Origin of the sequence: Paenibacillus hebaui (assembly GCF_051934385.1) — a bacterium.
Lineage (GTDB): Bacteria > Bacillota > Bacilli > Paenibacillales > Paenibacillaceae > Paenibacillus.
The window spans coordinates 287,339-307,265 of the sequence record NZ_CP196836.1 but is presented as its reverse complement, the minus strand read 5'-3'; the positions used below and the strand labels follow the sequence as shown (position 1 = coordinate 307,265).

The following is a 19,927-nucleotide window of genomic DNA, read 5'->3' as shown; positions in this document are numbered from 1 at the left end:
TTCGTCTTGGTATTACCCTTTGAGCCCGGAGGTAGCGATTCCTTCCACGAAGTACTTTTGACACACGATAAATACGATAAAACAAGGCACCAGCGACAGCACCGACATCGCAAACATTGGGCCCCAATCCGATTGGGAGCTGGAATCAAGGAACAGGCGAAGGCCCAGCGGCACCGTGTATTTGCTGACATCACTCAGATAGATCAACTGGCTGAAGAAATCGTCCCATGTCCACAAAAAAGTGAAGATCATCGTGGTCACCAGCGCAGGGAAGGCCAGTGGAATGATGATTTTGGTATAGATCCGTACAGGACCGCAGCCATCAATGGTGGCCGCTTCATCCAGTTCTTTTGGCAACCCCCGGAAGAACTGCACCATTAGAAAAATGAAAAATGCATCGGTTGCCAGCCATTTCGGTACAACCAGAGGCAAGTACGTATTGACCCACTCCAGGTGGTTGAACAGAATATACTGAGGGATCAGCGTCACATGATGCGGCAGCATAATCGTCATTAGCATCAGACCGAAGCAGATCGCTTTGAAACGAAAATTAAGGCGGGCGAAGGCGTATGCCGCCATTGAGCAGGAGATGACATTGCCCAGCACAGCCCCCAGCGACAGAACAATGGAGTTGGTCAGAAACCGGGAGAACGGATTACCCTGAATCCCCGACCAGCCATTCATGTAATTTTTCCAATTCCATTCCTGCGGCCAGAACCAGGTTTCACTGAAGATCATATGTCCTGGTTTGAATGAACTGCCCAGCATCCAGAGCACCGGATACAGCATGACAAGGGCAATACCTGAGATTAAAACATGCTTGGCGACTACCCAAGTAGCAGAGTTCCGTTGTCCAATCATGATTTTCCACCATCCTCATAGTGCACCCACAGCTTGCTGCTGCGGAATACCAGCAATGTAAACACACCGATCAGAATCACCAGCACCCAAGCCATCGCGGACGCATAACCCATCTGGAAGAAAGAGAACCCTTTTTTGTACAGGTACAGCGAGTACATCAATGTTGAATTGACAGGCCCCCCACTGCCATTACTGATGATAAAGGCCTGCGTAAACGACTGAAAGGACGTAATCAGCTGCATCACGAGATTGAAAAAGATAACCGGTGACAGAATCGGTAACGTTATATAGAAGAATCTCCGCAGTGGACCTGCACCATCCACCGCTGAGGCTTCGTCATATTCGGGTGGAATCTGCTTCAGGCCTGCCAGGAAAATAATCATCGACGATCCGAACTGCCACACGGATAACAGTACGATCGAGTACAGAGCATACTTCGGATTAGCCACCCAGTCGGGTGCCTTAATACCCACCATGGCAAGGACACTATTTAAAAGCCCGTCCCCACCCAGCATTTTACGCCACAACATCGCAATCGCCACGCTACCTCCAAGCAATGTCGGGATGTAATACACTGTCCGGTAAATACCGAGTCCTCGAATCCCCTTGTTCAGCAGCATCGCCACAAGCAGCGCAAAGATCAGCTTGATCGGTACGGATACGGCTACATACGTAAATGTGACTTTGAGCGATTGAGTAAACAGCTTATCCGATGTAAACATCGTGGTGTAGTTATCCAGACCGACCCAGGAAGGGGCGGCCAGGATACTGTAGTCGGTGAACGAAATGTATAATGAAACCAGCATGGGGCCAAGTGTCAAAAACAATAAACCAACCAGCCATGGGGCCAGAAATAAAAGCGCTGCTCCATTATGGGCATATCTCCGTTTCACCCGCCGGACTGTCACGCTCTCGGTTCGGGCCTGACTGACCTGTGTTGTACTCATTTTCGCAACCTCCCCGCAGAATTTGAAGTCTGGAACGGTTCAAGCAGCTTATTGACTGGATGCAAGCGTCGCCTTGGCCCCCTCAATAAACTGAGCAATCACATCTGCTGTATTGCCTTGTCCAAAGGCGATCTGCTCGCTTGCGCTCTTGAAGCTAGTATCCACTTCGGAAAATCCTTGCGGGTATGGAGGATCAATTTCACTGGAGTTTTTGGATACCACATCGATAAATTGGAAGATCGCTTGCTCTGCTTCGGGCAGCGTAGGGTGCATCTTCTCACGAATGCTGGCATTAACGGGCACACCGCGCTCCGAACCGAGAATGGCGGTAGCTTCGGGATCATTGACCATAAAATCAATAAACATCGCCACTTCCTTCGGATGTTTCGTTTTGGCATACCCGGACAGGAACTGACCTGCTTTCAGGTATTCACCGATTTGCTTTTCATCCACACCGTGCGGCAACACTTGTATCCCGAGCTTATGATCCTGATTTTTGTTCACCTGCTGGAACGTCAGCAATTGGTTAGACCACGCAAAATCCATGGCTGCTGTACCCAGCGAGATCGGGCGTGTTTCCAATGCATTGGTTGTGGATGCCGTCACTTCTGCAGAGGTAGCGCCCCCATTCTCACGAAGCGCTCCCCACATGTCAAACCATTGCTGAAGCTCTTCACTGGTTGCTGTTATCGTCCCGCCATCAAATAGTCCCTTGCCTGTTTGCCGAATAAAAACCTCAAACATATTGGTGGTTCCTGACATATCGGCCGAACCGTAGAATCCGTCACCTTTGTCTGCTGCAATCTTGGCAGCGATATCGCTAAAATCCTTCCACGTCCAGCTTTCTTGCGGCTCTTCAATCCCAAGCTCTTTGAATACAGTAGCGTCATAGATGACTCCAGGTGCATTTACGCCCAATGTAATAGCGTATAATTTATCGTCAATCGATCCGGCTTTGAGCATGCTCTTGTCATGATCCTCTGTACGCAGCTCTTTACTCTCTGCGTATGTGGTCAGGTCAAGTAAAGCACCACGTCGGGCAAAATCGGTTAGAAAGGCGTAATCCATCTGTATGATATCCGGCGCATTCGAACCGGCTACCTGTGTGGTCAGCTTGTCAAAGTATCCGTCCCAACCGGAATATTCCGGTTTGATAACAATACCAGGGTGTTTCTTTTCAAATAATTGGATCACCTTGGTCGTTAGATCATGTCGAGTCTGTGATCCCCACCAGGTCATCCGAAGTTCAATATTGCCAGAAGCACCTTCCTGACCGCCTTCATTAGATGAAGCAGTTGATCCCGAAGATCCTCCAGAACAAGCTGTAGCGAACACTAACAGGGACAGGCAGAACAGGGTGACCCACTTCTTTGTATTCAACATGAATGAAATTCCTCCCCTTCTCACTCTTATGAAATCGCTTACAAAACCTATTGTAACGGTCTATGGCGGCTCATGACATAAACAAAAGTAAGCTTTCCTGTCAAAAAAGTAAGGGGTTTAGACGGGTAATTGTAAAGGTCAATTTATTGGGTTTCCGGTATTCGAAGTGATTAAAAACCACCGGGAATAACCTTCCCGGCGGTTATGCATGGCAATAACCATACGCATGTAACACCTAATGCTTCATCTAATACATTATCGTTATACTCAGGAATGCATGGCAGCTGATGATGATACCTTACGCTCAGCCAGATGTTTTCTCATCTTCGCCACCTCGGTCCCCGCCAGCATCATAATGCCAATACCGTGATTATCGTTTGTTACAGTGAGCAGATCCTTGTTATAATATTCAGCTGTGAAAGCATATCTTGATCCGCTGCATACACCATGTACGTTGCCCTGGCGGTCGATTGCTTTGCAGGTTAATCCGTTCCATGCCCGCTGAGCCGCTTCAATGTAACGATCGGATTGCTTCAGCCATCCAAAACGTACTCCCCGGGCAAATCCATAAGCAAACATCGCTGTACAAGAGGCTTCTTCGTAGGTTTCAGGATCATTCAGTACCTGATGCCATAAACCACTCTCTCCTTGAAGAGCCGCATATCCCTCGCACAATTCATTGAAGAAGGTAATTAATGCAGGCCGATCGGGATGCTCTTCTGGCAGTCCTTCCAATACTTCAGTCAAGGAGAACAGTGTCCACCCATTTCCCCGTCCCCATGGAATCTGTGTCGCTTGGCCGTATTTAAAATCGTACACATGGGACATGATTTTGAACTCAGGCATAAACAGATACTTCCGATACAATAAAAATTGTCTGGCAGCTTCGTCCAGTGCTGACATATTCCCCGTCAGTCGTGCATAACGCACGAGAAACGGTGTGCTCATATATAGATCATCCGCCCACATCGTATTCTCCGCATATTCCCCTATGCACTCGCGGTAAAATGCACCGTCCTCCTGCCGTTCCAATCGGGACAGCATAAATTCTGCGATTCGCTCGGCAATCGGCAGAAATGTCGGTTCCTGATACTCCGAATATGCTTCCAGCATAGCCGAGCCAAATGAGCCGCAGTTATCCAGCATTTTCATCATAACCAGTTGCTGGTTCACTGCCGGAAATCCATACTGCTCCCGATCCCACAGCGAGTACTCAAACATTCGTGTACACGCCTGCACATGTTCAGCCGCATAACGTGTGATGTCCGGTCTCTGCAAATAACGCCCAGTCTGCAACAGGCCATACACGGTGACACCCAATGGATAATCCCAGCGGCCATAGTTGGTCACACTACCTACCGTCCATTTGTTGCTGAGCATCGCATTTTCGTAGTAGGGACGTATCCACGCATCGGGTCTGTCCAGTTGCCAATACGTATATTCCGTTTGTGTCTGCTCATTCCCGGTCACTGGATTATCCTGCATCACACTTCCTTTATACACCCGATCCGTTCGCATCAGATCCTGCACATCAGGTTCTACCCCAGATTCAAAAGGTCCGGCATATAACCACGATTCTCCAGAAGCCCCATGCACACGCTTAGGAAGCTCCAGTTGAAGCGACTTGCCAAGGACGGTTGCGTTTAAAATGAAACCCCAGGGCTCCGCCGTATCACTGCATTCACTACATACAAGCAGGTCATTCCGTCCAAAAGATGCGGGTACATCCACCTCGAATGAACCAGCCTCGGCTAACTGAACAACGGCTTGGTCCTGTAACCATATCTGAAGAGGTCCCGAAGAATGACCGGATAATCGAATGGGACTGTCCGTTGAATCGCTATTGTTAAGGTGAGTCCACGCATAAACACGCCGACCAGGAAGATGCCCGTATATTCGCTCAAGGGCTTGTTTTGTCTGATCTTCATTAGACCATTTTGTATCAGGTAACCACTCCAGCTTGTGATCCTCTTCTTTCCCAAGTAGACTCCAGTCTTGAGGCATGTTTCCTGAGCTGTTGACGATATGGTCTGGGCTGAAAGCGAGTGATTCTTCCGAATTTACCGGTTTGGAATAGACCCATCCAGCTTCTCCCTGTCTTTCCTGAAAAGGAGCCAGCACATTCAGAATCCGCACCTTCCCCTCATCCGATCCGAACTGGCACCCAAATCCCGCAGGGGTGTACTTCAATTCCAGCAATAATGTATTCCAACCCGGTTTGATGTCGATTCCCAACTTCACTGTTGCATTTGGATCAATCTCATCCATGACTGTGGAGCGATACACCATTTGCCCATTAAAATAGAAACGAACGGGTCCATAACAGCGGATCAGCACATCCAGATTCCGATCTTCATCCCCCCAGACTAACGCTGCGGCGTAAGAGACCTGTCCTTTTTGCGCATCAGGAAGGCGTGCACCTAAATTCAGATCATACAGACCTTTTTCATTTTGCAAAATACCTGACTTCTGGAATACCCGATACACAAAATCAGCCTGAGCATTGGCGCCAATATATCTCTCGGCCAGTACCTTCAGCACCTGATCCTGATCTTCTCCAAATCGGTAATACATGCTTTGCGGTTCGCTGAAATAAGTCGTCATTAAATGCCCACATTCCTCTCCCGTTGGAATAAAGTCATATATCAATTGATTTCATAACATCCACACTTGACCACTAGATTAGCATAACAATGATTGATTAGGTATAGCGCTTAACCCTTGTGGATTATTCCCTTGTTAAAAGGTGGCTATATTCCTTCTTTTATTGTCAGAACAGCCGAATAATAATCCAAGTATAACTGACATGTTCCATGGTGGCTACAATTTATTGTTTACGCTTTCATTTTTCTTCGACAGCATCTTTCATCATTCGAGGGATTTATGCAAAATACTATTGACGCAACGGTTTAGAAATCTGAAAGCATTACCGATAAAAGTAATAGGCTTAAAATCCACTTTTTGTATGAGAAAGGATCGATGAACCTTGAATATTCTTGAATCTTTGGTTAATGCCATGCCTTTTGTATGGCAGATGTTTCGTGACGATGTATCCATTTCCATTAATGATCAAGAAAGTACTGTATTTTTCCGAAGCCAAAAAGTCTGGAAATTGGTGTGAAGGTTGGGGATGAGCTGCATGAGGACTACAAACATTTCAAAATGCTGATCAACAAAGATACACGTACCGTGGCACGAATGCCTGGTGATCTGCAAGGCAGACCCTTTGATGCCATCCTCATCCCAATCAAGGAAAACGATCAGGTTGTAGGCATATTGGGTGTAAACTACGCACTGGATAACCATATGACACTGGAGACACTTATCAGCGAAAATGAAGCGACCATTAATGCTCTGATGGGTGGTATTCAGCAGATTGCTGCACATTCGGAGGAACTATCTGCAACCTCGGAAGAAATACTGCGCAACTCCAAACGCGCTTCGGAGAACTCCGTCAGTGTGACAAAAGTGACAAACGTTATTCGTGAGGTATCCGAACAAACCAACCTGCTTGGATTAAATGCCATGATTGAAGCTGCTCGTGTCGGCGATCTGGGAAGTGGCTTCGGCGTTGTTGCCAGTGAGGTTCGCAAGTTGTCGGATCACACCAAACAAGCGGTGACGGATATCGAGACTTCACTTGGCAGCGTTCAGGATTCCATGAAACATATGGAGCAGGAGATTGGACAGATCACAACCGCGACGGTAGATCAGGCCAGTTGGTTACTGAGTTTATGGAGAGTATTGAACAGCTTAGCGAGACAAGTGGGAATCTGAAAGCCTTTGTGCAGAAAATGCTGGCGCTGGAATAAGAAGAAGGCTAAGAACAGCTCGTAGTTTGGAGATAGGATCGTCAACAAGGACATGTACATAGTTTTTAAATAGCCTTTTGTATACACCTAGGAAGCGGCTGGAATCGAATGATGCAAAAGACTGAAATATACAATATACAAAGCCTCCGGCTACCACTCCCCTGTTGAGGAGATGAGCGTCCGGAGGCTTCTTTTTGTAAAATCACGTCCAGAGTTGTCGTGTGGTTAGATTTCTACAGCCACACCGAAGTGATCCGATACGATCGGACCATTCGTACCGTTGAGAACCACCGTTGAAGATTTGGCCTGTACATGGCGGTTGGAGAAAATATAATCTATTCTCAGATTACGTTTGTTGCCTGCCCATCCGGCGATGGCTTTGACCACTGTTGCTCCGTCATCCTTTTGCAATGCTGTCGTGTACAGATCATGCCAGCCTTTGTCCATCATATAATCGTAGCCTTCCCCACGCACTTCGGCGACATTGTTGAAATCACCCATAATGTACAGCGGCTGGTCCATGTATGGAGCAAGCTTGCTCTCGGTGAGTTCCCATTGACCCTTGAAAGGCTCCTGTTCATCATCCCACCAGTTATAGTGTCCATTCACAAACCAGGTTACTTCCCCTTCCACGACTGTCTGTACTCCGACAATTTTACGTGTCCGATAGTTATCGTAATCCCGCATATGCGATACATATTCTCCAAAAGTCTGTGTAATCGGTGTCCGGCTCAGGATCGCCAGCCCTTCATCGTATTTGCCGAACCCGATATGGGCCGGAATCCATGTCCAGTGATAGGTCTCGGTTAGTTGCGTGAGCAGAACGTAGGCGTAGTTATCTTTTTTGACCACAGCATCCGATTCAGTAGTGACATAATATTTCAGTTCCTCTTCAGACAGCGCTTCTTCCTGCATGGATTGGTTAACCTCTTGCATGGAGATCACATCAAATTGATGTGTATTAATAAAATCAGCCAGTTGGCTAATCTTGTTCAGTTGGTCTTCTTCTGCCCAAGCATGCGTATTTAACGTAAGTATTTTCATATATGCTCTCTCCTGTTGTATGAAATTTAGCCATTTCACGGTCTGCATCGTTCCTGAAAGGAATACATACGCTAAGCATACACAATATGAAGCTATTATGCGATGCACGGAACACCCGATAACTGATATGATGGATACATCAAATGTACACCATTACGTCCAGACGTGGTGATTACTGAACCTATGATTTCCCGGGAGATGGAATGATGAACATACCAAATGACATGAGAATGGATGATGCGCAGTGGCAACAGTTGATCAGGCAGGTTGCGGAACATTTTAACAATCTGACGATCATGCGCGGATTTCAATATTATAAACAGAAACGAGTCGGACCATTAACCTATACCGAACAAAATGGAATCTCGGCCGTTGTACAAGGTTCGAAAGACTATGAGGTCACACTCAGCATGCAATCACTGTCTACCAGTCACTGCACCTGCCCGGTAGGTTCTCGTTGTAAGCATATGTCTGCCGCTTTAATGAGTTATGCCGAGCAGATGGGACGACCAGTACACGGTATCGTGAATGCTCACTCCAGTACAGCACTGAAACAGGCTGCCAAATCCACTACTGCAACGTCTTCAGGGTATTCGGATTACGCAGAGCGTGAAGAGGATCTAATGATTCCAGATAACCAGTACAGTCAGATCAAAGAGCAGGCAATGGACATTGCCCATCTGGACATCGCGGAATGGCACGAGTTGTTCCGGGCTTGTCTGAAACGATTGGGTACGGGCACGGCAAGTACATCCTATGTACAGGCAGCGGCGGACGAGCTTTATGCGATCAAGCCAAGGCTGTCCACTGGTATGGACCAGCTTTTTGAACTACATGTGCAACTATACCTGATGCGATTCTGTGTGCCTCCAGCCCGCAATTCAATCACCCATACACCAGTGTACCTAAGTTATCCTGCCCAGCTTGCAGTGGATGCGCTCCAGAAAGGCATTGAACAGATCCTTAACCACCCGCTTAATCTGTCAGGTCTGCAGGGCAAGAAACTTGAACAACATTGGAACAGACTCGAAGAAACCTCAGCTTATCTGCGTACTCAGATGTTGTCCGAAACAGCTAGCATGATGTTCTTTACGCCGATCTATCGAGAGTTGTGGTTGAACTGGATTGTGCCTCATGTTCAGGGTGATCAGGAAACGCTCCATTCGGAACTGGACATCTTGAATGATGTAGAACAGGGTTTGACCGCCTCCTCCACACCAGCCCAGTCCGGGGAGAGTGTATTAAGCGTAGCAAATTTAAGCGGAAGTGGACGTGGTACGCCAGGCAAACCTGTAACTCTGCCTTTGCCGCTCGTACTGGCGCAAAGCTGGATCTATTTCCATTTGGGACAAGATGAGCAGGCTTGGCAGCGATTAATCAGCGGAAGCTCGGCATATGGCATTCCTCCGGAGCAACTATTGCATTTTCTGCATGTACTCGCTGATTTATCGGACTGGAAACGGCTTGGAGAGTGGCTGGTCCAGCTTGGACCCCTGCTCGCGAATCGACGCAATTCCCCGCTGAATGATTATATGCAACTATGGGACACGGCCATTCATCATCTGCCAGATGTGGAGAACCGCATGTGGGACACGCTTGTCAGCATGCTTCCCCATTCCCGTCCAGCCTACGAAGACGCTATGCATTCTCGTGGACAGTGGCGAAGATGGATTGATTTTCAGCTGAGCACGGAGACGGAGCCGCTCGAATTCCGTGTCGCTGTATTACAGCCCATTGAGAAGGAAGCGCCTGAGCTGCTGCTACCCTTTTACCATCAAGCGGTGGAGCGTTATATCGGGCACAAGAACAGGGACGGATACAAAGCAGCGGTGAAGCTGCTGAAACGACTATCCAAAATCTACAAAAAAATGAAGCAAGAAGCGCACTGGGAGCAGTTCATCACCACGCTGGCGGTCCGTAACAGTAGGCTGCGTGCCCTGCAGGAAGAGCTTCGGAAAGGTAAACTGATCTCATGAGTCTAATGCACCCTTACACCGAAACGATTGAGGTTCACGTTGCCTTAACCGGATATGGCGATGCCTTATTCTACGGGGCACTGAATACCCACCACTTTGTATCAGGACAGTCGCTCAAGCAGCGACTATTTGCTTGGCATGCGCCTTCCTTCTACGGTACAGAGCTGGAGACTCGACAGATCGAAGAGATTGAGCTGGTTGTACTGCCTGCGGAAGAAGTGATTCCCTTCTTCGCCGAGATGCATACGCTGCTTCATATTGAATGGAAATGGGATGAGCAGGCCGAGCACTTAATCCGCCTGGCTCCCGTGCTGGCAGCAACGATCGAGAATCGTAAATATGTGCCTAGCTTCGAGGCTTTTCGCGCAGGACAACTACAATGGACCTGGGATCCAGACAGCTTGAAGAAACAGGATCGGGCATCCCTCAGCAAAGCCATTCAACAGACGGATGAGAGCTATGCGGAGGGACTTCGTGCGGCCTACTCTGCTTCGGTATTCCAGCGCTGGTATAGCTCGGAAGAAGCTGCAACCGATCTGCGGCGTGAATTCCCGCAACTCTTCCCACCAAGTGGGGCTACTCCTCAGACAGCCGGTATGGATGCCCAGTCCTGGCTCGTGTCCATCGGCTGGAAAGCAGATGCGGCACCATTCCGACCGCTCCTGCAATTGCTGGAGCCGGACGATGATGAACCCGCATGGCGGCTGCGATTGGTATTACAGAACAAGCTGGATGCTGCCGTATTGGTGCCAGTCATGCTGGATTCACGCGGCAGGCTTGAAGGAGAATGGCCAGAGGTATGGACGCCGTTCATTCTGGATCGCTCCATCGGATGGTTGGATCAGCTGCGTGCGCATCTGCCACGTCTTGGAAGCTCCATTAGCGGTAGGCGGGATGTGCTGAGTGATCCACTGGACGATCAGCAAGCTTGGCAGTTCCTGACGCTGGATAGCGGCAGATTGCTGAAAGCCGGATGGCAAGTGCTGCTCCCGGGCTGGTGGGAAGCAGCTCGTAAGAAGAAACCGAAGCTGCGTGCCAAGGTGAAGCCAGAGGAAGGCAGTGAGCGAGGACAGTCGTTCTTTGGACTGGACTCGATTATTCATTTTGACTGGCGAATTGCGATTGGTGACACCGATCTTAGCGAGGATGAATTCGCTGATCTTGTTGCACGTAATGAACGACTGGTCCGTTTTCGCGGGGAATGGGTTCCGCTTGACCCTGACCTTCTAGAGCAGATCCGTCGGGCCATGGGCGGTGTAGATCGAGAACAGGGATTATCGTTCCAGGATATTCTGCACCTGCATCTGCTGCACAATGAGCAACGTGAATATCGCAACCAGAAGCGCAAGGAAGGACAGGAAGTGGAAGAGGAGCAAATACAGTCCGGTGAGAACATTCGATTAGAGGTTGAACTGAACGAACACTTGAATCGGGTCATCGCACAACTCGGCGGCGGACAAGGCGGCGCCCCTTCCCTTCCAATTCCTGCGGGACTCCATGCCGAGCTGCGATCCTATCAGAAGGAAGGTTTCGCCTGGCTTGGTTTTCTGCGCAGATTTGGACTTGGTGCATGTCTTGCAGATGATATGGGTCTCGGAAAGACGATCCAGTTTATTACGTATCTGCTGCACATCAAGGATCATGAACCGCGTTCTCCGGGGCAAGCCCCGGCACTTCTAATCTGCCCGACTTCCGTACTGGGCAACTGGCAAAAGGAGATTAGCCGCTTCGCCCCCTCCATTAATGTCAGTCTGCATTACGGTGCACGTAGATTAAGCGGAGAAGAATTCAGGGAGCAGACGGAGCAGGTGGATATTATCATTACGTCCTTTGCTACGGCTACACTGGATCAGGAAATGTTGCAATCCTATACGTGGGCATGCATCTGTCTGGATGAAGCGCAGAATATTAAGAACGCCCAGACCAAGCAGTCCATGGCCGTTCGAAGTTTCCCAGCGAAACACCGCATTGCAATGACGGGTACACCAATCGAGAATCGGTTATCCGAGCTGTGGTCGATCTATGATTTTATTAATCCAGGATATCTGGGCAGTGCGCGGGCATTCCAGACTCGCTTTATCAGTGCGATCGAGAAGGATAAGGATGAGCAGCGCATGCAGGACCTGCAACAGTTGGTGAAACCGTTCATGCTGCGCCGCAAGAAAAAAGATCCGAATATCCAGCTTGATCTGCCGGACAAAAACGAGATGAAGACCTATATTCACCTTACGGGTGAACAAAGTGCATTGTATGACCAGTCCGTCCAGGCTCTGATGGATAAAATGAAAGAACTCGAAGGTATCAAGCGCAAAGGCGCGATCCTGTCCGCGTTAACCCAACTCAAGCAGTTGTGTGACCACCCACTGTTGCTGACGAAGGAAGCCTTGCCTGAAACAGTATCGCCCGACGGCTCTGTGACATCATATGACCTGTACAGCCCGCAGGATATGGCGATGCTGATCAGTCGCTCCGCGAAGCTGGAACGGCTGATGGAACTTGTCCGTGAATTGCGTGATGAAGGTGAGCGTTGCCTAATTTTCACACAATATATCGGTATGGGACAGATGCTGCAACAGGTACTGAGACAGGAGTTGCAGGAACCTGTGCTGTATCTGCATGGTGGTACCTCCAAGACGGCACGGGATCGCATGATTGACGAATTCCAATCCCGTACATTGCCTACGGATGAGCAACCGTCCGTCTTCATTCTGTCGATCAAGGCAGGCGGCGTGGGGTTGAATCTGACTGCGGCCAATCATGTGTTCCATTTTGACCGTTGGTGGAACCCTGCCGTAGAAAATCAGGCCACCGACCGAGCTTACCGAATGGGTCAGACCAAGGATGTTCAGGTGCACAAGTTCATCTCCCTCGGTACGCTGGAAGAGCGTATTGATGAGATGTTGGAGAGCAAACAGCAGCTTAGCGATAACATCATTACAAGCTCCGAGAACTGGATTACGGAATTGTCGACCGATGAGCTGAAGGATCTGTTCACTCGGCGTCGCGACTGGTCAGGCTAACTTGGAAGCGAACAATGTAGTATGGAGACATGAAACACATCCTATTAGAGCACAAAAAGAGCGAAGTTTCGGAACCTAAGTTCCGTCTTCGCTTTTTTGTTATTGCAGTTAATTATCCGTTCTTAACGCATGTTACCGATGATGGATGATCTTGAATGGCTTTTCAGCTTTTGAACAGCAGCTTCATCCCCATTTTGTTGGGCTGTTTGCAATTGAAGACATCTCCTGATAATCGACATTTTTCGACATTATTAAATATCAAAAGTCCTAGAACCTTGAGCCTATTTTTCAAAAAATTAAGATAAATATAAAATGAATCAAATTCAATGTATTATTTCATCTCACATTGTTCGTGATAACTGATGGATCAACTCATTGATATGTTCCTTTACAGGTTGATCATCAAGGGATTCCACCATCTTGGGATTCAACAGCTGATTCTTTTTCATAAGGTAGAAATCAAACAGTGCCTGACGAATAGTTATATCGTATGTGATCGAAAAAGAAGGCTCTGCCAATCGACGGATTACCGCCTCATCCTGAATCATATACAGAATGGGATTGATTCGGTTAAATATGCCCCGCTCCATACCCTCCTCGAAAAAATGGCCTAACTGTTCACCATGATGTCGTAAAGCTGCCGCGATTCCCTCATATAACCCTGGATACAGCTTCTTCACATCACTCCAGAAAAAATCCGGTAGATATAACACATGGGAGATGGAATGCTGGTACGCAATCTGGAATCGTCGTTCATACGAGACTGAATCATCTCTGATCATGGCTCTGGAATCGTGAATTTCCTCTATATAATCGTCCAAAATATGCTGAATAATTTCCTCTTTGGATGAGAAGTATTTATATAGTGTCGCTTTGCTGATGTCCATATGTTTGGCTACGTCGTCAATCCTAAGCGAACTAATGGTTGTGGTGCGGAGCACGGGAATGATCATGGTCAGAAATTTCTGTGAGTTCTCCAAACGTTTCACGGAGTGTCTCCTCCTTAATAATGAGCTTTGTTCTATTGCAAAAAGAGTGTGTAAGCCAGTCCTGACGATACACGCAATTCATGTTGATTCAAGTAGTTTACGGGCTCTGAGATGGGCAAGATAATATTGAGTATAGCATGGATATACCAAATAGAAACATTGAACGAACTAAACTAATTTCAATGTTTTAGTTTACTTTTGAATAGGGGCATGTTATATTTAGTCTATCAAATTACACACAATTATATTTTACACAATATAATTTAAAGTCTTCAATCTATTATTCTAGGAGGTTTTTCATATGAAAAAAATATTAGTGGTATTGACCAATGTAGATAAATACGCAACAAAGGACGAGCCTACTGGCTTGTGGCTGAGCGAAGCAACTCACTTTATTGAAGAGTTTGATCATAACGAAAATGTTCAGATCGATCTGGTCAGCCCCAAAGGTGGAAATGTCCCCCTTGATCCGAAAAGTCTGGGCGAGTCTCTGGATGAGAGCACCAAAGCCTATTTCGAGAACGAAACGTTCATGAACCAATTGAAAAACACGTTGAAACCTAGCGAAGTGAATGCAAGTGACTACGATGCGATCTACTTCACAGGGGGTCACGGTACGATGTGGGATTTCCCGGACAACACTGAACTTCAAGAGCTTTCTCGTGAAATTTATGAAAAAGGCGGCGTTGTATCCGGCGTATGCCATGGTGTTACAGCTCTGCTGAACGTGAAGCTGTCCAACGGATTGCTTCTGATCAAAGACAAAACGGTTTCTGGCTTCACGAATGAAGAAGAAACATTGGCTCAACAAACCGAATATGTTCCATTTTTGCTGGAAGATGCATTGAGAGAACGTGCTGCACAATACGATAAAGCTGCTGCATTCAGCTCCTATGTCACAACAGATGGCCGTGTGGTCACAGGACAAAATCCTCAATCCAGCAAAGCGGTAGCTGAAAGTGTCAAACAATTGCTTGGCCTGTAAAATAACCGATTGATTCCTCTCCTCCCCCAGGAGATCATATAGATGAACAAATCAAAACAGCACGTAATCCGTCATGACCTGACAGATAACGTGCTGTTTTTTTCTATTTATCTTCCAGTAAAGAAGCTTCCGTTGCTGTTCTTCCAGCCAGTCGCTTTACGATATAAGGCACGGTCATCGAAGTCAGGATCACGGCAAACGCAATTTGAGCAATCGCTGTGTCAACATAAGGCGTATACGCCGGATTGAATCCGGAACCGCCAGGGATTTTTTTGATACGTCCCAGAATATTCATGGTATGTTACAGTTCTGCTCCGTTCGTGCGGATCACATTCTGATACCAAAAGAAGGAATCCTTACGATATCTTTTTAGCGTACCATTGCCATAGTCATCCTGATCCACATAGATAAATCCGTACCGTTTGCTCATCTCAGATGTACCTGAACTGATCATGTCAATCGGTCCCCACATCGTGTAACCAAGCACTTCGACTCCATCGGCAATGGCGAGTCCCATCTGTTCAATATGTTTGCTCAGGAAATCAATTCGGTATGGATCGTTGACCGACCCGTCCTCATTCAGCTTGTCGTAGAAGCCTGAGCTGTTCTCCAGAATGAACACAGGTTTTTGATACCGATCATATACGAGATTAAGTGTATACCGCAGGCCAATGGGATCAATCTGCCAACCCCACTCGTTAGCGGGCAGATGCGGGTTTTTATATACACTGTGTACATTACCTGCCGTTAATTCAAGCTGCTCCGTATCACTGCTGGATATCATGGAGTTGTAATACGACATCCCCACGAAATCAGCCGTATGTGCGCGAATGCTATCCAGATCACCATCCTCGATATTCAGCTGGATTTCCTTGTTTTTAAAATACGTTTTACTGTAATAAGGGTACTCGCCTTTATTGAGCACATCCAAATAGAATTGATTTTTCATCTGATCATCCTGCTGCATCTGGAGTGCATCCTCCGGCTTACATGTGTAAGGATACGTTGTAAAATAAGCCACCATACTTCCGATCTGGTTATTCGGATCAATCTCATGGGCCATCTTAGTCGCTCTGGACGCAGCTACAAATTGATGATGCAGCCCCTGAAACAGCATTTCCTCATAATTTGGAGCATCATAATCGATGATACCCAGCGTCTTAGCTGATGCTTTCACGCTCATGTTGATCTCGTTGAACGTCACCCAATATTTCACTTTTCCCTTGTAGCGATTGAACAGCACATCACAATAGTTCACATACAGATTAATCAGCTTACGGTTATACCATCCGCCGAACTTATCCATCAGTACAATCGGTGTATCAAAGTGACTGATGGTGATCAATGGCTCCATGCCATATTTTAGACATTCATCGATAACTTGATCGTAGAACTGAAGTGCTTTCTCATTCGGAGTTGAATCATCCCCGTTCGGGAATACTCTGGCCCATGAGATGGAATAACGGAATACCTTGAAACCCATTTCGGCGAACAGCGCAATATCTTCTCTAAATGTATGGTAAAAATCAATTCCTCGGCGCTTTGGATATTTCACGGTATCCGGGTCATTTCTGGCCTCTTCAATCATCTCCCAATTCACCCTGATCTGCTTGGTCACTTTGCGGTCATTCTTCTCGTTAAACTTCATCACTTCCGGAATGGTCAGACTCTTGCCATCCATGTCATAAGCACCTTCAGCCTGACAGGCAGACAGGGCACCCCCCCATAAAAAATCTTCTGGAAAATTAGAATTGGTCATTTAAGTTTCCTCCTACAAATTGGTTTCAAGATATGTTAGTCATGCATCACATTTACGGAATCAGCTTGATCAAAGCTTCGCTCTCCCGAATTGGGCCGCTGGTAGCTGTGCTCAGTACGTCTCCATACTGTTGCATGTTGGTTACTACAATGGAAGTAATGGTGTTATAGCCTGCTGACGTAATGCCTTCCCGATCAAATTCAACCAGTAAATCGCCTGCTTTGATCGTCTGTCCCTGTTCGATATGGGCGTTAAAATATTTTCCTTTCAGACTGACGGTATCCACGCCAATATGAATCAGGATCTCGACTCCATTCGCCGCCTTCAGTCCGATGGCGTGTTTGGTACGATAAAGTGCTTCGACTACCCCGTCAAAAGGAGCATACACTTTGCCCTCTGTCGGAACGATCGCAATGCCTTTACCCATTAACTCTTGGGCAAATGCCTGATCTTCTACCTCAGAGATCGGTTTGATCTCCCCGGTCATTGGACTAACGATGAGCATGTCAGACGATGTGGAAGTCTGTGATGTTACTGATGCTGGAGTTGCTTCTGTTGCAACGGCCGGCTGGATGTCCCCTACCGCATCGGTAGAGTGCTGCTTCGGTTTGGCTCCTTTATTATCTTCCTTAATGCCTGCCATCAGCGTAAATACAAATCCCAATACAACTGCGGCAATACAACCAATAACGACATACATGTAACGATCGGATGTATACGTGCCCAGTGCCAATACCCCTGGAAGCGAAATTGCATTCGCTGTTGTATGCACCAGGCTGTAGAATCCGCCGACTAAACCGCCAGCCACACAACCTGCGAAAAAGGGACGTTTGTATTTCAGTGTAACTCCATAGATTGCCGGTTCGGTAATGCCGAACAAAGCAGTAAATCCGCTCGAAGCAGCCGCTGATTTCATCGTTTTACTCTTGGTGAGTACAAATACACCGAAGGCTGCTCCAGCCTGAGCCAAATTCGCCGCGAGTGCTGTGGGCAATAGAACGGTTGAACCGAGTGTTGCAACTTGCTGAACCTGAATTGGCATGATGGCATAGTGCATTCCGAACATAACCATGATCGGTTTGAAAAAGCCAAGAATAGCCCCCGCCAGAACACCAGCCGTCGAGAACAACGAGTTAATTCCGTTCGTTAGCCAGTCACCGATATACGATCCAATTGGTCCAAGTACAATCAATTCCAGTGGGATCATGACAAATAGGACAATCATTGGTGTAATCAGAACTTGCAGAAATTTGGGTATTAACCGGTTAACGAGTGGGTACACATAACTCATGATCCATACCGCCAGAATGATAGGAATGACGGAAGATGAATATTTCATCAACAGGATCGGCATGCCAAGAAAATCAATGCTGTTCACACCCGTCTCAGCAATCTGGGACGCAGCGTTCAGAATAATTGGGTGCATCAGTCCGGCAGCTAGAGCCACCGCCAGGTAAGGATTAGTTTTGAAGCGATTCGCTGCACTAACGGCCAGGAAGAACGGCAGGAAGTAGAAGATGCAGTCCCCGATCATGTTAATGATCGTCAGGAAGCCGGAGCCTTCCAGATACCCCATTGCAGCTATAACAGTAGCCAAACATTTGATCATCCCGCAACCAACAAGTGCTGGCAGAATAGGCGTGAATATACCAGCGATGGTTTCAAGCACTACATTGACAGGGTTGCGTCTCTTTTTCGGTCCACTGTCTGTAGACTCCGTAAGCTCGCCAATATGGTCAGAGGTCAGATTCCTCACTTCACTGTATACCGCATCTACCTTTGCACCGATGACAACCTGAATCTGTCCCCCGGAATTTTGAGCCTTAAGCACGCCATCGAGCTGATCCAGTGCCTTGAGGTCTGCTTTGTTATCATCCTTTAATACGAATCTCAAACGGGTTGCACAGTGCGTTAGACCCGATATATTTTGCTCGCCGCCAACAAGATCAAGTACGTTTTTAGCCAAGTCTTTGTTGTTCATGACCCTTCTCCTTTATAAATAGAGATATAATAGAAAAAATTTATATAAAAAATGACCAAGCCGGGGAATCGTCATTCCCTACGCTTGGTCATGCCTGATCGAATCAGTAACAGTCCATTGTGTAATATTCGTTTGTTTAATTGGATATTAGTCGTTGGATATGCAGAATCAGATATAACTTTTCATCATCAGAACAGGTCCAGCCGTAATTATTTTTCAGAAAATCAGCAATCTTCTCAACACATGCCAGTTCCTTTGGAAACTTTTCTTTCACCATCAGGAAAAGTGATTCATTCTCATCCTTGAGCGATTTACCGCTCATCTGTCGCATGATGAAGTACCTTATATGTGTCGCAAATCGCATAAAGTGAATGGAGTCTTCCTGAAAGTCAATTTTGAGAGCGTATTTAATCACGGATAGGATCTCGCCCGTAACTGTCGTTACCTTGGTGGTGTCTGTCATCTCTCCTGAGCCTACCTGTGCATTCACAAAATGCAGGGCGATCAATGTTGTTTCGGCCGTTGGCAAGGCCACATCCGTCTGCTCTTGAATCAGTTTCAGTGCAGCCTCCCCAACTCGTGTCTCATTAGGGTATAAGGTTCGGACTTCCCACTCCAGCGGATTCTTAATATGGATACCTTCCCGTTGCCGAGTCAATGCAAAACTGATATGGTCGGACAGGGTGAGAAGCAGATTCGGGTTAAATTGTTTGTTCAGAATCTGACTACCAAGCTTGATGACTTCCTCAGCCAAATAAATATCCTCAATCGGTATGCTGTTCAGCAGGTCATACATACGGATATTCTTCGGTGCCACAAATATTTTCTCCACCAAATCGGTCTCCGTCAGCTCATAAGGCGTTTTCAGAAATCCTACCCCTTTACCCACAACAAATACTTCTTCGTTATTATCGTTAATGGCAATAGCCACATTATTATTTACTTTCTTAATAACCTTCAATGTCCTCACCCCCCGACGAAATAAAAAAAGACCGAAAGCGATTACAGTTAAATAATCGAATTCGGTCATGCCTGGTTCTCCCAGTAACAGTCCGTGTTATGAATATAAGTATTATTATAGGCCTGTTCACCAGAATGTCAATCCTCCAATATTCGGGAAACGACTCCTCTACTGTGCAATCCAATTGAAGGGTGTAATGTTGTCCAAAT

General features: G+C 47.0%; 14 protein-coding genes. 4 read left to right on the top strand and 10 right to left on the bottom strand.

Going from position 1 to position 19,927, the window contains the following annotated elements; genetic code table 11:
* Positions 1–12: 12 nt before the first annotated feature.
* From ACR32F_RS01375 to ACR32F_RS01360, 4 genes are all read right to left on the bottom strand, one after another.
* Positions 13–861 carry a carbohydrate ABC transporter permease gene (locus tag ACR32F_RS01375; protein WP_440115467.1) on the bottom strand — a complete coding sequence of 283 codons (849 nt, stop codon included), beginning with the start codon at positions 859–861 and terminating at the stop codon, positions 13–15.
* A complete protein-coding gene (locus tag ACR32F_RS01370; protein ID WP_440115465.1) occupies positions 858–1,808 on the bottom strand; it encodes a carbohydrate ABC transporter permease in 951 nt (316 codons plus the stop codon). Before ACR32F_RS01370 ends, ACR32F_RS01375 begins: the two co-directional genes overlap by 4 nt.
* Positions 1,809–1,856: 48 nt before the next feature.
* Positions 1,857–3,191, bottom strand: coding sequence for an ABC transporter substrate-binding protein (locus ACR32F_RS01365; RefSeq protein ID WP_440115463.1), 1,335 nt, complete (start codon positions 3,189–3,191; stop codon positions 1,857–1,859).
* A 267-nt stretch (positions 3,192–3,458) separates the two neighbouring features.
* Positions 3,459–5,795, bottom strand: a complete 2,337-nt coding sequence (locus ACR32F_RS01360) for a glycoside hydrolase family 88/105 protein (protein WP_440115461.1) — start codon at positions 5,793–5,795, stop codon at positions 3,459–3,461.
* A 513-nt stretch (positions 5,796–6,308) separates the two neighbouring features.
* Between ACR32F_RS01360 and ACR32F_RS01355 the strand changes: the two genes are divergently transcribed.
* On the top strand, positions 6,309–6,968 hold the full coding sequence (locus ACR32F_RS01355) for a methyl-accepting chemotaxis protein (protein ID WP_440115459.1): 660 nt from the start codon (positions 6,309–6,311) through the stop codon (positions 6,966–6,968).
* A 260-nt stretch (positions 6,969–7,228) separates the two neighbouring features.
* Here the strand turns inward: ACR32F_RS01355 and ACR32F_RS01350 are convergent, their stop codons facing one another.
* Entirely contained in the window at positions 7,229–8,047 is an 819-nt protein-coding gene (locus ACR32F_RS01350; protein WP_440115457.1) for an endonuclease/exonuclease/phosphatase family protein, read from the bottom strand.
* A 203-nt stretch (positions 8,048–8,250) separates the two neighbouring features.
* On the opposite strand from ACR32F_RS01350, the gene ACR32F_RS01345 reads away from it, so the two are divergent.
* Together ACR32F_RS01345 and ACR32F_RS01340 are read left to right on the top strand one after the other, a co-directional pair.
* Positions 8,251–10,023: an SWIM zinc finger family protein gene (locus ACR32F_RS01345; protein ID WP_440115455.1), complete on the top strand. Its 1,773-nt coding sequence runs from the start codon at positions 8,251–8,253 to the stop codon at positions 10,021–10,023.
* A gap of 5 nt (positions 10,024–10,028) precedes the next feature.
* Positions 10,029–13,043, top strand: a complete 3,015-nt coding sequence (locus ACR32F_RS01340; protein ID WP_440119638.1) for a DEAD/DEAH box helicase — start codon at positions 10,029–10,031, stop codon at positions 13,041–13,043.
* 341 nt (positions 13,044–13,384) lie between these two features.
* Here the strand turns inward: ACR32F_RS01340 and ACR32F_RS01335 are convergent, their stop codons facing one another.
* Positions 13,385–14,032, bottom strand: a complete 648-nt coding sequence (locus tag ACR32F_RS01335; protein ID WP_440115453.1) for a TetR/AcrR family transcriptional regulator — start codon at positions 14,030–14,032, stop codon at positions 13,385–13,387.
* Between the two features lie 301 nt (positions 14,033–14,333).
* On the opposite strand from ACR32F_RS01335, the gene ACR32F_RS01330 reads away from it, so the two are divergent.
* Entirely contained in the window at positions 14,334–15,017 is a 684-nt protein-coding gene (locus ACR32F_RS01330) for a type 1 glutamine amidotransferase domain-containing protein (protein ID WP_440115451.1), read from the top strand.
* Between the two features lie 103 nt (positions 15,018–15,120).
* Here ACR32F_RS01330 and ACR32F_RS01325 read toward each other — a convergent pair whose 3' ends face one another.
* The 4 genes from ACR32F_RS01325 to ACR32F_RS01310 all read right to left on the bottom strand — a co-directional run bounded on the left by ACR32F_RS01325 (position 15,121) and on the right by ACR32F_RS01310 (position 19,727).
* Positions 15,121–15,312: a 2-keto-3-deoxygluconate permease gene (locus ACR32F_RS01325; RefSeq protein WP_440115449.1), complete on the bottom strand. Its 192-nt coding sequence runs from the start codon at positions 15,310–15,312 to the stop codon at positions 15,121–15,123.
* Positions 15,313–15,318: 6 nt separating this feature from the next.
* Positions 15,319–16,776, bottom strand: coding sequence for a glycoside hydrolase family 1 protein (locus ACR32F_RS01320; protein ID WP_440115447.1), 1,458 nt, complete (start codon positions 16,774–16,776; stop codon positions 15,319–15,321).
* 52 nt (positions 16,777–16,828) lie between these two features.
* A complete protein-coding gene (locus ACR32F_RS01315) occupies positions 16,829–18,757 on the bottom strand; it encodes a beta-glucoside-specific PTS transporter subunit IIABC (RefSeq protein WP_440115445.1) in 1,929 nt (642 codons plus the stop codon).
* Between the two features lie 136 nt (positions 18,758–18,893).
* Entirely contained in the window at positions 18,894–19,727 is an 834-nt protein-coding gene (locus ACR32F_RS01310; RefSeq protein WP_440119637.1) for a PRD domain-containing protein, read from the bottom strand.
* Between the last annotated feature and the right edge of the window lie 200 nt (positions 19,728–19,927).

Bases quoted from the DNA above. Each gene is read 5' to 3' on its own strand.
- ACR32F_RS01350 (WP_440115457.1), bottom strand. From the start codon at position 8,047: ATGAAAATACTTACGTTAAATACGCATGCTTGGGCAGAAGAAGACCAA.
- ACR32F_RS01330 (WP_440115451.1), top strand. From the start codon at position 14,334: ATGAAAAAAATATTAGTGGTATTGACCAATGTAGATAAATACGCAACA.
- ACR32F_RS01320 (WP_440115447.1), bottom strand. From the start codon at position 16,776: ATGACCAATTCTAATTTTCCAGAAGATTTTTTATGGGGGGGTGCCCTG.
- ACR32F_RS01375 (WP_440115467.1), bottom strand. From the start codon at position 861: ATGATTGGACAACGGAACTCTGCTACTTGGGTAGTCGCCAAGCATGTT.
- ACR32F_RS01340 (WP_440119638.1), top strand. From the start codon at position 10,029: ATGCACCCTTACACCGAAACGATTGAGGTTCACGTTGCCTTAACCGGA.
- ACR32F_RS01315 (WP_440115445.1), bottom strand. From the start codon at position 18,757: ATGAACAACAAAGACTTGGCTAAAAACGTACTTGATCTTGTTGGCGGC.
- ACR32F_RS01345 (WP_440115455.1), top strand. From the start codon at position 8,251: ATGATGAACATACCAAATGACATGAGAATGGATGATGCGCAGTGGCAA.
- ACR32F_RS01370 (WP_440115465.1), bottom strand. From the start codon at position 1,808: ATGAGTACAACACAGGTCAGTCAGGCCCGAACCGAGAGCGTGACAGTC.
- ACR32F_RS01325 (WP_440115449.1), bottom strand. From the start codon at position 15,312: ATGAATATTCTGGGACGTATCAAAAAAATCCCTGGCGGTTCCGGATTC.
- ACR32F_RS01365 (WP_440115463.1), bottom strand. From the start codon at position 3,191: ATGTTGAATACAAAGAAGTGGGTCACCCTGTTCTGCCTGTCCCTGTTA.
- ACR32F_RS01360 (WP_440115461.1), bottom strand. From the start codon at position 5,795: ATGACGACTTATTTCAGCGAACCGCAAAGCATGTATTACCGATTTGGA.